The organism is Sphingomonas sp. NBWT7, assembly GCF_014217605.1.
Lineage (GTDB): Bacteria > Pseudomonadota > Alphaproteobacteria > Sphingomonadales > Sphingomonadaceae > Sphingomonas.
In genome coordinates, this window is record NZ_CP043639.1 from 2,096,271 (window position 1) to 2,109,078 (window position 12,808).

The following is a 12,808-nucleotide window of genomic DNA, read 5'->3' on the forward strand; positions in this document are numbered from 1 at the left end:
CGACCAGATAACGCAGCAATCGGCGCGCTGGCCCCCTTCAGGCGCCACATACTGGCAGCGCCCACCGACGTCTCACTCGGCTATCGGCCCCTTGAACAGCGTGCCGAAATAATCGCCCTTGTTCCACACCGGGCGTGTCGCGCTGTCGGCGATCTCGCGCGCGATGCGGTAATTGACGTCGACGAAGCGGACGCCCTGCTCCCACTCGATCGGCTGCGACAGATCGTCGCCCGGCTTGTGGTAGTTGGTCGACATGAATTGTTCGACCGCGGCCTTGCCCGGCCCCTTCTGCCCCGGCCACAGGAACACCGAAGGCACGCCCTTCTGCACGAAGCGGAAGTGATCCGAGCGGACGAAGATCCCCTCGTCGGGCATCGGATCGGGCGACAGCGCCAGCCCTGCCCCCTCCACCGCGCGGCGGATGATCGGACCGAGTGTCGAGCGGTCGCCGCCGAACGCCACCATGTCCTCGAACCGATAGGTCAGGATCGGCATGTCGAGGTTCACGTCCGCGACGATCGACTGCAGCGGCACGGTCGGGTGATTGGCGAAATAATCGCTGCCGATCAGCCCCTTCTCCTCCGCGGTCACCGCCAGGAACACGATCGTCCGCTTGGGCGCGCCTTCCTTCTGGAACCTTTTGGCCTCTTCGATCAGGCTCGCGATGCCGATCGCGTTGTCGAGCGCGCCGTTGTGGATCGTGTCCGGGCCCTCGCCGCTGACCCCGACGTGATCGAGGTGCGCGGACAGCACCACTACCTCCTTCGACAGGACCGGATCGCTGCCGGGCAGCACGCCGACGACGTTCGACGAGCGCGCCGGCGCGAAGCTCGTCTGCGTCGCGGCGGCAAGCGTCGCAGGCAACTGCTCGGCCACGAACACTGCGTCGGGCTTGTCGGCGGCGCGCGCGACCTTCGCCCACGGCGTCCGGGCGCCGGCGAACAGCTTCGTCGCGCCCGCCACGCTCAGCGTTGCGAGGGCTGGGATCGATCCCGCCTCGACGTTGCCGGTGCCGTCGGGGTTCGCCCACGTCATCCGCGTGTGCGTGCTCGCCTCGACCAGCCGCGCGAACGCGCGCTGCTTCTCCGCGCGCGGCGTCTGCAGCGTGATCGTCCCGATCGCGCCGCGCTCGGCGGCGAAGCGCGCCTTGGTCGTCGCCGACCCCAGCCACGCGCGCTCCTCGCCGGTCATCTTGGCTGGCGATCCGCTGACGAAGGCGACGATCTTGCCGCGCACATCGACGCCCCTGTAATCGTCGCGGCCATAGGCCGGCGCGACGATCCCGTAGCCGACGAACACTACCGGCGCGGTCACCGCCGTCTCCTTCGCGCGCGGATCGGCCGACGGCACGTAATCGACACCGTACATCAGCGACTGCGTGGCGCCGCCGGCGCGCGTGATGCTCACCGTCCCCTTACCCGCCGGCTTGTACGCGACAAGCGGCACCTGCTGCAGATAGCCCTGCGCGCCGGCCGCTGCGTCACCGCCCGGCTTCAGCCCCGCGGCGAAGAACTGCGACGCGACATATTGCGCGGCGATGTCATATTCCGCGCTGCCCGCCTCGCGTCCGCGCATCGCATCGGATGCCAGGAACATGACGTGTCCCTTGATTGCCGCCGCCCCCGCGGACAGCGGCGTCGCGCGAGGCATCGTAGCCGGGGGAGCGGTCGGCACGGGTGCGGCGTCCCGCGCGATGGCGGCTGAGGGCAGGGTGGCGACGCAGAGCGACAGGGCAAGGCGGCGCATCGTGGCTTCCAGCAGGGTTCCGCGCGCATGCCCGCGGCGGCGGCAGTGCGACCCGGGACGAGCGAAAGTATGGCTTGATACCACCGCCCTAGCACCCGCCCCGCCCGCCGCAAGGTTTCGATGGAACCACTGCGCGCGCCGTTTATAGTCTCTTCATGCTCGACGCCTTCACCGCGCCCGCCGTTCCCGCCGCCAAGCGCCGCGAGGATTATGCCCCGCCGGCGTGGCTGGTGCCGAGCGTCGCACTCGATTTCGCGCTCGATCCCGCCGCGACGCGCGTCCGTGCGCGGCTCGACGTTGCGCGCAATGCTGCGAACGGCGAGCCGCTGCGGCTCGACGGCGAGGGGCTGGTCCCGCTGTCGGTCAGCGTCGATGGGGTCGCGATCAACGATTGGCAGATGGACGGCGACACGCTCGTCGTGCCGCTCGCCGGCGAGGCGCACGTGATCGAGACCGAGGTGGAGATCGCGCCCGATCGCAACACGCAGCTGATGGGCCTCTACGCATCGGGCGGCAACCTGTGCACGCAGTGCGAAGCGGAGGGTTTCCGCCGCATCACCTTCTTCCCCGATCGCCCCGACGTACTCGCCACCTATCGCGTGCGAATGGCCGCGGACAAGGCGCGCTACCCCGTCCTGCTGGCGAACGGCGATCCGATCGCCTCCGGCGACAACGGCGACGGGACGCACTGGGCCGAGTGGCACGATCCATTCCCCAAGCCGTCGTATCTGTTCGCGCTCGTCGCCGGCGATCTCGCGTGCAATCGCGGCACCTTCGTCACCGCCTCGGGTCGCGAGGTCGAACTCGGCATCTGGGTGCGCGCGGGTGATTTGCCTAAAACGGACCATGCGCTCCACGCACTCAAGACCGCGATGGCGTGGGACGAACGCGTCTACGGCCGGGAATATGATCTCGACGTGTTCAACATCGTCGCGGTCGACGATTTCAACTTCGGCGCGATGGAAAACAAGGGGCTGAACATCTTCAACAGCCGCTACATCCTCGCCGATCCCGATACCGCGACGGATTACGATTACGACGCGATCGCCACCGTCGTCGCGCACGAATACTTCCACAATTGGTCGGGCAACCGCGTCACCTGCCGCGACTGGTTCCAGCTGAGCCTCAAGGAAGGCTTCACCGTCTTCCGCGACCAGGGCTTCTCCGCCAACCAGGGCTCGGCCGCGGTCAAGCGGATCGAGGACGTGCGCGGCCTGCGCGCCAGCCAGTTTCCCGAGGACTCGGGGCCGCTCGCGCATCCCGTCCGTCCCGAGAGCTACCTCGAGATATCCAATTTCTACACCTCGACGATCTACAACAAGGGCGCCGAGCTGATCCGCATGATGGCGACGATCCTCGGCCCGGCGCGCTTCCGCATGGGAAGCGACCTGTACTTCGATCGGTTCGACGGCACCGCGGCAACGTGCGAGGATTTCGTCGCGTGCATGGAGGAAGCGGGCGACATCGACCTCAAGCGCTTCCGCCTGTGGTACAGCCAGGCCGGCACCCCGCGCGTCTCCGCCAGCCTCGAACATAAGGGCGGTCGCGCGACGCTGCGCCTCGCGCAGCAGGTGCCGCCGACACCGGGCCAGCCGGTCAAGCAGCCCATGGTGCTACCGCTGCGCATCCGCCTGTTCGGCGCCAAGACTGGCCAACCGCTCGGCCCCGAACGGCTCGTCCTGTTCCAGGATGCGAGCGAGACGATCGTGTTCGAGACCGTGCCCGAGCGCCCCGTCCTGTCGATCAACCGCGGCTTCTCCGCCCCGGTCACGATCGAGAGCGATCGCACCGCCGCCGATCTCGCCTTCCTCGCGCGGCACGACGACGATCCATTTGCGCGCTACGAGGCGATGCAGCAGCTGATGCTCGACACGCTCGTCGCCGGCGCGGTGGAGGGCAGGGCCAGCCACCGCGCGGTGATCGACGCGGTCGCCGACACGCTCGACAATCCCGCGCTCGACGCAGCCTTCATCGCCGAGGCGGTGCTGCTACCGTCCGAAAGCTTCGTCGGCGACCAGCTCGCCACCGTCGATCCCGACGCGATCCATAGCGCACGCGAGGCGCTGCGCCGCGATCTCGGCCTCGAACTCGCCGATCGTTGGCGCGCGGTGTACGAGGCGAACAGCCACGACGCGCCGTTCGAATACACACCGGCCGCCAAAGCCGCGCGCCGCATCCGCAATGTCGCGCTCGGCTATATCGCCGCCTCCGGCGCGGCGGATGCCGACGCGATCGCCTTCCGCCAGTTCGAGCGCGCCGACAACATGACCGATCGGCACGGCGCGCTCGGCACGCTCGCCAACGGGACGAGCGATCTGCGCGAGGCGGCGCTCGACATCTTCTACAATCGCTACGCCGGCAATCCGCTCGTGCTCGACAAATGGTTCCAGACGCAGGCACTGTCGACGCGCGACGATACGCCCGCCGCGGTCGCCGCGCTCGCCGAACATCCCGATTTCGCGCTGTCGAACCCCAACCGCGCACGCAGCCTGATCGGTGCCTTCGCGGTCAACCAACGCGCGTTCAACACCGCCGACGGCGCGGGCTATCGCTTCCTCGCCGATCAGCTGATCGCGCTCGACCGGCTCAACCCGCAGACCGCGGCGAAGCTGCTCCCGCCGCTCGGCCGCTGGCGGCGCTTCGATCCCGCGCGCGCGGCGCTGATGCGCGCCGAACTCGAACGCATCGTCGCGACGCCCGGCCTGTCGAAGGACCTGTTCGAACAGGCCTCGAAGAGTTTGGAGGGCTAGTTTCCTCGCTCCATCGAACCCCTACCCCCTCAACCGTTCGCGCTGAGGAGGTGCTGAGCCGAAGGCGAAGCCTATCCTGAGCGCCTGCCTTCGCAGGTGGTCGAAGGGTACCGTCTCGAAGCACCGGGGTTGACGACACACCCTTCGAGACGCCGCTTCGCCTAAGGCTCAGCAGCTCCTCAGGGTGAACGGCGGGGGGTGGAAGTACGTCCCAACCCCCGCCACTAATTCAAGCGGCGCGCGTGCCCGTCAGCGGGAAGCTGCCGAACGCGCCGGCGCCGACGGTGCCGTTGACGGTATCGCCGTCGATCGTCACGCTCATGTCGAGCGTCATCGGCATCGGCACCGTCATCTGCTGCTTCCAGGTCAGCGTGTTGCCGTTCACCTCGCCCGACACGTCGTTCGCGCCCATCGCGCCCGCGTTGGTGCCGGTGAAGGTGTTGCCGTCGCTCTTCACCGTCAGCGTGGACTTCTGATCGCCCAGCGGCGACTTGACCACCACGTCGTACGTACCGTCGACACCAGCCATCACTTGCTCTCCTCAGACGCGCCCGTCACGGACGCAGCGCTCGTCACCTCGACCGGCAGTCCCAGCGTGTCAAGCTGCGGGCGGACGACCTTGGCGTCGCCGATCACCACCCATACGAAGCGGTTCGGATCGATGACGCTACGGATCGCGCGATCGAGCTCGTCGCGCGTCATCGCGCGGTAGCGCTGCGTGATCGTCGCATAATAATTGTCGGGCCGGCGATAGAGGTCGTTCGCCTGCATCGCGCCGAGTACGGCACCCGACGTCTCGAAATCGCCGGCGAGCGAGCGCGTCGCACCGGTGATCGTGCGGTCGAACTCGGCCTGCGTCAGCGGCTTCGCGCCGACGAAGGCGCCCAGTTCCTGCCGCAGCGACGCGATCGACGCGCCGGTCTTGTCCGCCTGCACCGGCGCCACGATCACATAGGGCGCGGCAAAGGCGTTGCGGTTGAAATTGCCGAACGCGCCGTACGACCAGTGCTTCGCCTCGCGAAGGTCCATGTTGATGCGGCCGAGGAAATCGCCGCCCAGCGCATCGTTCGCGGTGATCAGCGGCAACAGGTCGTCGGTGCCCTTCAGCGACGTGCGCAGCCCGCCGGTGATGCGCGACTGCGGCGAATTGGGGCGATCGACCAGCAGGATGCGCGGCGCGGGCAGCATGCGATCCTCGCGGAAGACCTTCGTGCCCGCCGCGCCGGTCGCGGTCCAGCCGGCGAGCGCGGTGTCGAGCGTCGCCTTGATCTCGGCGAGCGGACGGTCGCTGACGACGAAGATCTTCGCCTTGTCGGGCCGCATCCACGCCTGGTGGAAGCCGACGAGATCCTGGCGGGTCAGCGCCTTCACCGCCGCCGCGTCGCCGCTGCCGCGGCTCTTCGCATAGGGGCTGCCCGTGCCGTAGAGGATCGGCGGCACGATGCGCTGCGCGATGCCCTCGGGATCGGTCAGCTCCTGCGCGATCTGCGTCAGCATCTGCCCGCGTACGCGCGGCAGCTCGCTTTCGGGGAAGGACGGCGCGCGCAGCAGCTCGGCCCACAGCCCGGCCGCGGGCGCGAGGTTGGCGCTCGGCGCGCGGAAGCTCACGGTCGTGCGATCGGGCGACGAGCCGGTGTAGATGTCGAGCCCCAGCCGCTCCTTCGCCTCGGCGAGCTTGATCGAATCGAGCCGCTGCGTCCCCTCGTCGATCATCGCCAGCATCATCGCCTGCGTGCCGAGCTTGTCGGGCACGTCCGCCGCGACGCCCGCATCGAAGCTCGCCACCATCTGCGTCACCGGCACGGTGGTGCGGTTGGCGTAGATCAGCTCCACCCCGTTGGCGAGCCGCGCACGCTCGATCGCCGGGAAGGCGAGCGTGCCGACAGTGCCCACCGCGGGCATCGGCGCGCGCGTGCCCTTGGGCGGCGTCTCGGGCGCGGTGGTGGTCGCGACCGCCGGCGGCACTTCGGCTTCGGCATAGGCATCGCGGTCGCCCGGCACGACGGTCAGCGCGTAGGCCGGCCGCGTCAGCCACTGCTGCGCCGCCGCCTTGACGCTTGCCGGCGTCTGCGCCGCGAGCCGCGCCAGCTGCTTCTTATAGAAGCCCGGATCGTTCGAATAGAGCGCGCCCTCGGCGAGCGCGACCGCCTTGCCGCCGAACCCGCCGACCGCTTCGAGCCCGCCGATCCGCCGCGCGATCGTTGACGTCAGCGTGCGCTGTACCTCGTCTGCCGTCGGGCCAGTGCGGATGAAATCGGCAACCAGCGCATCGAGCCGCTTGGATACGGTGGCCGGATCGACGTCGGGGCGTACCACCGCGCTGATCGTGAAGGTGCCGACCTGTGCATAGTCCGAGTAGCTCGCGCTCACCTGCACCGCGGTCTTGTCGCCCTTCACCAGCGCATTGTCGAAGCGCGAGCTTGCCAGCCCGCCGAGCACGGCGGCCGCCACTTCCAGCGCGGGCGCGGCGGGATCGTTCAACCCGGGCACCGGCCAGCTCTTGATGATCAGCGGTGCGGCGACACGGTCCTTCATCACCTCGGCCTTGGGCGCGGCCAGTGTCGGCACCGCAGCGGCGGGCGCAACGCTCTTCGGTCCTGGCTTGATCGCGCCGAAGTATTTCGCCGTCAGCCGCTTCGCCGTCGCAACGTCGATGTCGCCTGCAAGCACCAGCACGGCATTGTTGGGGCCGTAATGATCGCGAAACCATGTCTTGACGTCGCCGAGGCTCGCCTTGTCGAGGTCCGCCATCGATCCGATCGTGCTGTGGCCATAGGGGTGCCCATCGGGGAAGACGCCCTCGATCAGCTTGTAGCTGACGAGCCCGTAAGGCTGGTTATCGCCCTCGCGCTTCTCGTTCTGGACGACGCCGCGCTGCTCGTCGAGCACCGCCTGCGAGATCGCGCCGGTGAGATAGCCCATGCGGTCGCTCTCTAGGTACAGCGCCTGCTCGAGCGCCGCGGTCGGCACCGTCTCGAAATAGTTGGTACGATCGAAATAGGTCGTGCCGTTGAGGTCGGTCGCGCCGACCTGCTTCAGCGGCTCGAAGAAGTCGCCCGGCGCATTCTCGCTGCCGTTGAACATCAGATGCTCGAAGAGGTGCGCGAAGCCGGTCTTGCCCGCCGGCTCGTGCTTCGATCCGACGTCGTACCACACCGATACCGCGACGACCGGTGCCTTGCGATCGGTGTGCACCACCACCCGCAGCCCGTTGGGCAGCGTGAACTGCTCGTACGGAATGTCGACCGCGCGGACGAGATCGGCGACCGGCGCCGGTTTCGCGGCGGCGGGCCCGGTCGGGACGTTGGTCTGGGCGGAGGCGGTGACGGGTGCAACGAGAGCGATTGCCGCAACGCCGGCGGCAAGCTTGTTCGACAGGCGCAAGATAGGGAACTCCTACAGGTGGCGCGAGCCTAACGCGCGATCGGCCCGCGCGGAAGCCGGCAACATTTCGTAACGCTTATTGACTGCCGCGGCAGTCATTGCCTAAGCAACGATATGCCGTTTACCGACTCGACCTTCTACCCCGACGTGTCGCCCGGCTATCTCGTTCGTCAGATCCACCAGATGAGCGTTGCCGCGATCGACCGGACGCTCGCTGACGACGCGATGAGCGCGACGCAGTGGATGACGCTGGTGTCGCTCTATTTCGACCATGCCGATACCTGTGCCGGGCTGGCGCGCACGCTGGGGCACGACAAGGGCGCGATGACGCGGCTGATCGACCAGATGGAACAGGCCGGGTGGGTGGTGCGCCAGCGCGACGACGCCGATCGCCGCATCGTGCGGCTGAGCCTTACAACCGCGGGGCGCGAGGCAGCGGTAGCGGCCAAGCGCAAGGTGATCGACTGCTGGAACGGCTTTCTCGCCGACTGGAGCGACGCGGAGGTCGCCGATCTGATCGCGACGCTGCAGCGCTTGCGCCGCACGATGGAGGAAAGCGCCGCATGCGCCGCCTGAACATGTCCCGCCCGGCGATCCGCACTGGCCGCGCCGCCGCCGGTCCTAAGGGCATCGGCGCGGGACGATTCAAGTTCGGCGTGCCCGCCAACATCGGCGCCGCGCTCCTCGCCCTTGCCGCGTGCTCGCCGCCCGACACGCGCCCGCAGCTCACTCCGAAGGCGCCGGTCGATCTCGGCCTCACTGGCGCGCCGATGCCGGTGCTCGATCCCCAATGGTGGACCGCCTATCGCGATCCGCAGCTCGACCGGATCGTCGCCGACGCCCTCGCCGGCAGCCCGACGCTCGATGCCGCGCTCGCCCGCGTGCGTCAGGCGGAGGCGGTGCTGGCACGCCGCGACGCCGATCTCGCCCCGTCGATCACCGCGGACGGCAACGCACAGGTCGCGCGACTATCCGGCCGCTACACGATCCCGCCGCCCTTCGCGGGCAGCGTGCGCTTCCTCGGCACGGCGCAGGCGAACTTGTCGTGGAACCTCGACCTGTTCGGCCGCCAGCGCGCCGCGATCGCCGGCGCGCGCGCGTCCGCCGGCGCTGCCACGCTCGACGTCGAGGCCGCGCGGCTGATGCTCGCCGGCGCGGTCGTTTCGACCTATGCCGAGGTCGCGCGCGCCGAGCGGATCGCGGGCATCGCCCGCGCCACGATCGCGACGCGCGAGCGCGCCGTCCGCCTCGTCAACGTCCGCGTCGAGAACCGCCTCGCGAGCAAGCTCGACGTGCAGGCCGCGACCACGCTGCTCGCGCAGGCGCGCGTCGCGCTGACTCGCGCGCAGGCCGCGCGCGTGCTGGCGGCGAACGCGCTCGCGCAGCTCGCCGGGCGCGGCGCCGACTATACGGCCGGCATCGGGCCGACGCGGCTGGCCGCGCCAACCGCGCTGCCGCTACCTGCCACGATCCCCGCGGACCTGCTCGCGCGCCGCGCCGACATCGCTGCCGCCACTGCGCGGGTCGAGGCCGCCGCCGCCGGCCGCCAGGTCGCTCGCCGCGCTTTCTATCCGGACGTCAACCTCATCGCGCTCGCCGGGCTCCAGGCGGTCGGCATCGGCAATTTCTTCAATCCCGAAGCCGCTACCGCTGGCGCGGGCGCGGCGCTGCACCTGCCGATCTTCGACGGCGGGCGGCTGCGCGCCGATCTCGCCGAGGCTACCGCCGCGGTCGATCTCGCGATCGCCGACTATAACGGCGTTGTGGTCGGCGCGGTACGTGACGCCGCCGACGCACTCGCGACGATCCAGGCGACCGAGCGCGAGGCCGCGGCGCAGGGCGCCGTCGTGCGCGGCTTTGCCGAAACCAACCGCCTCAACGCGGTGCGCATCGCCGCGGGGCTCGATTCGCGGCTGACCGGGATCGATACCGACATCCGCCTGCTCGACGCGCAGCTCGCGCAAGCGACGCTCGGCATCGACGCCCTCGCCGCTCACGCACGCCTCGTCCAGGCACTGGGCGGCGGCTTCGACCCCGCGCGCACCCCCGCCGCCACCACCCTTCCCGCCCGGACCGCCCAGCCATGACCGACACTGCCGCCACCTCGCCCGCGTCCCCGCCGAGCGGCAAGCCCGCGACGCGCAAGCGCCTGTTGCTGATCCTCGCCGTCGTCGTGCTCGTCGGCCTCGCGATCTGGGCGGTGTTTCATTTCCTGCTGGCGAAGCCCGAGGAGGAGACCGACGACGCCTATGTCGCCGGCGACGTCGTTGCGGTCACCGCGCGCGATCCCGGCACGATCGTCGCGCTGCACGCCGACAATACGCAGGCGGTTAAGGCGGGGCAGCCGCTGATCGACCTTGATCCACTGACGGCCGACGTGAACCTCGCCGCAGCGGAGGCAGAATTGGCGCGAGCGGTGCGCGGCACGCGTTCCGATTTCTCGCGCGTCAACGAAACGCAGGCCGCGGTCGTCCAGGCCGACGCGCAGCTCGCCGCCGCGCGCGCCGACTATCAGCGCCGCCGCGGTGCCGCCGCCGAGGGCGCGGTGTCGGGCGAGGAGCTCGGCCACGCCGCCGATCAGGTGAAGGTCGCGACCGCCGCGCTCAACCTCGCGCGCAGCCGCCGCGCGCAGGCGCAGACCACCGTCGCGGGCACCGCCGTCGGCACCAACCCGGCGGTGCTCGCCGCGATCGCGGGCTATCGCCGCGCCGCGATCGTGCGCAGCCACATGCATGTCGTCGCGCCGATCGACGGCGTCGTCGCGCAGCGCAACGCGCAGGTCGGCCAGCAGATCGCCGCCGGCACGCCGCTGATGGCGATCGTGCCGCTCAACCGCTTGTGGGTCGACGCCAATTTCCGCGAGACGCAGCTCAAGGACCTGCGCATCGGCCAGCGCGCGACGATCGTCGCGGACGCCTATGGCGACGACATCGTCTATCACGGCCGCGTCGTCGGACTGTCGGCGGGCAGCGGCAACGCCTTCGCGCTGCTGCCGCCGCAGAACGCGAGCGGCAATTGGATCAAGATCGTCCAGCGCGTGCCGGTGCGCATCATGCTCGATCCGCGCGAGCTGCGCGCCAACCCGCTGCGCGTCGGCCTGTCGGTGATGGCAACGGTCGACACCGCGGACGTGCGCGGCGCACGGCTCGCGCAGCCGGCGAGCCAGCCGTACCGCGGCGCGATCGCCGAGGCCGATCCCGCAGTGGAGGCGAAGATCGCGCAGATCATCGCCGCGAACCGCTAGGGCGATGACATTGCCCGTCACCGCGCCGCAGATGCGACGGGCCGACACGCGTACGCCGGCTCACGCGACGATTATGCCCCCGCGACGGGTAGCGACGCAACATGGCTAGCGCGCCGCCGCAACCCGCGCCGCTAACCGGGCCACGGCTCGGGCTAGTCGCCTTCGCGCTCGCGCTCGGTACGTTCATGATGGTGCTCGACACCACCATCGCCAACGTCTCGCTGCCGACGATCGCGGGCAATCTCGGCGTCAGTTCGGACAATTCGACTTGGATCGTCACCGCCTTCGCGGTGGCCAACGGCATCTCGGTGCCGCTGACCGGGTGGCTGATGCGCCGCTTCGGCGTCGTGCGCACCTTCTGCGTCTCGCTCACGCTCTTCACCATCGCGTCGTTCCTGTGCGGCGTCGCGTGGGATCTGCCGTCGCTGATCGCGTTCCGCGTCCTCCAGGGCGCGGTGTCCGGACCGATGATGCCGGGCAGCCAGGCGCTGCTCATCTCGGTCTTCCCGCCCGACAAGCGCTCGACCGCGCTCGGCATCTGGTCGATGACGACGCTGGTCGCGCCGATCATGGGGCCGATCCTCGGCGGGTATATCTCGGACAATTACCACTGGTCGTGGATCTTTCTGATCAACGTGCCCTTCGGCATCTTCACCGTCGCGATCTGCTGGACTAACCTCGCCAGCCGCGAGACGCCGACCGCCAAGGTGCCGATCGACACGATCGGGCTCGCGCTGCTGGTGCTGTGGGTCGGCTCGCTCCAGATCATGCTCGATCTCGGCAAGAACGCCGATTGGTTCAACGATCCGATGATCGTGGTGCTCACCGTCGTCGCCGCGGTCGGCTTCGTCGCATGGCTGATCTGGGAGCTGACCGACGCCAATCCGATCGTCGACCTGTCGCTGTTCGCCAACCGCAATTTCGCGATCGGCAACATCGCCTTCTGCCTCGGCTATGCGGTGTTCTTCGCCAACATCCTGCTGCTGCCGCTGTGGTTGCAGACGCAGCTTGGCTACACCGCGACCTGGGCGGGGCTCGTCGCCGCGCCCAGCGGCGTCGTCGCGGTGCTGCTGACGCCGCTCAGCGCGCGGCTGTCGGGCAAGATCGACGCGCGCATCCTCGCCAGCGTCGCGTTCGTCGCCTTTGCGATCAGTTACTGGCTGCGCTCGGGCTACACCACCAATGCCGGCTTCTGGGATTTCGTCTTCCCACTGCTCGTCCAGGGCGTCGCGATGTCGACCTTCTTCCTGTCGATGCTGACGATCTCGCTCGATCGCATCCCGCCCGAGCGGCTGCCCTCGGCGACGGGCCTGTCGAACTTCACGCGCATCGTCGCCGGCGCCTTCGCCGCGTCGATCATCACCACCGCATGGGATCGGCGCGAGGCGCTGCACCAGGGCCGGCTTTCCGACGCGGTCGGCAACGGCGTGCCGTATCGTATGGCGGTCGAGAACCTGACGCGCCTCGGGCTCGACGCGACGCAAGCGGCGGCGGCGGTCACGCGTCAGATGGTCGGCCAGGCGTATCTCCTCGCCTCGACCGATCTGTTCCGGCTGTCGGCCTATCTCAGCGGCTCGTTGCTGATCCTCGTCTGGCTGTGCCGCCGCCCTTCGGCGAACGGCGCAGGGCCCGTCGCCGCCGACTGATCTTGCGTCGGCGCGCCGGCCAATTCATTGCCCGTTCC

Annotated in this window: 8 protein-coding genes; 5 read left to right on the forward strand and 3 right to left on the reverse strand. The window is 69.3% G+C overall.

The window, feature by feature from the left end; all coding sequences use genetic code 11:
- Positions 1-72: 72 nt before the first annotated feature.
- Positions 73-1,596: a M28 family metallopeptidase gene (locus F1C10_RS10335; protein ID WP_258042842.1), complete on the reverse strand. Its 1,524-nt coding sequence runs from the start codon at positions 1,594-1,596 to the stop codon at positions 73-75.
- 305 nt (positions 1,597-1,901) lie between these two features.
- On the opposite strand from F1C10_RS10335, the gene pepN reads away from it, so the two are divergent.
- Entirely contained in the window at positions 1,902-4,496 is a 2,595-nt protein-coding gene (gene pepN, locus F1C10_RS10340) for an aminopeptidase N (protein WP_185205963.1), read from the forward strand.
- Between the two features lie 229 nt (positions 4,497-4,725).
- On the opposite strand, the gene F1C10_RS10345 is transcribed toward pepN, so the two are convergent.
- Positions 4,726-5,025 (reverse strand): hypothetical protein, encoded by a 300-nt coding sequence (locus tag F1C10_RS10345; RefSeq protein WP_185205964.1) that lies wholly within the window; start codon positions 5,023-5,025, stop codon positions 4,726-4,728.
- Positions 5,025-7,880, reverse strand: coding sequence for a pitrilysin family protein (locus tag F1C10_RS10350; protein WP_185205966.1), 2,856 nt, complete (start codon positions 7,878-7,880; stop codon positions 5,025-5,027). The genes F1C10_RS10345 and F1C10_RS10350 overlap by 1 nt, the downstream gene beginning before the upstream one ends.
- Before the next feature lie 114 nt (positions 7,881-7,994).
- Between F1C10_RS10350 and F1C10_RS10355 the strand changes: the two genes are divergently transcribed.
- The 4 genes from F1C10_RS10355 to F1C10_RS10370 all read left to right on the forward strand — a co-directional run bounded on the left by F1C10_RS10355 (position 7,995) and on the right by F1C10_RS10370 (position 12,770).
- Positions 7,995-8,456 carry a MarR family winged helix-turn-helix transcriptional regulator gene (locus tag F1C10_RS10355; protein ID WP_185205968.1) on the forward strand — a complete coding sequence of 154 codons (462 nt, stop codon included), beginning with the start codon at positions 7,995-7,997 and terminating at the stop codon, positions 8,454-8,456.
- Complete coding sequence (locus F1C10_RS10360; RefSeq protein ID WP_258042843.1) at positions 8,444-9,967, forward strand: efflux transporter outer membrane subunit; 1,524 nt, start codon at positions 8,444-8,446, stop codon at positions 9,965-9,967. The genes F1C10_RS10355 and F1C10_RS10360 overlap by 13 nt, the downstream gene beginning before the upstream one ends.
- Entirely contained in the window at positions 9,964-11,124 is a 1,161-nt protein-coding gene (locus F1C10_RS10365; RefSeq protein ID WP_185205970.1) for an efflux RND transporter periplasmic adaptor subunit, read from the forward strand. The genes F1C10_RS10360 and F1C10_RS10365 overlap by 4 nt, the downstream gene beginning before the upstream one ends.
- 101 nt (positions 11,125-11,225) lie before the next feature.
- Positions 11,226-12,770 carry a DHA2 family efflux MFS transporter permease subunit gene (locus tag F1C10_RS10370; RefSeq protein WP_185205972.1) on the forward strand — a complete coding sequence of 515 codons (1,545 nt, stop codon included), beginning with the start codon at positions 11,226-11,228 and terminating at the stop codon, positions 12,768-12,770.
- The last annotated feature ends 38 nt before the right edge of the window (positions 12,771-12,808 follow it).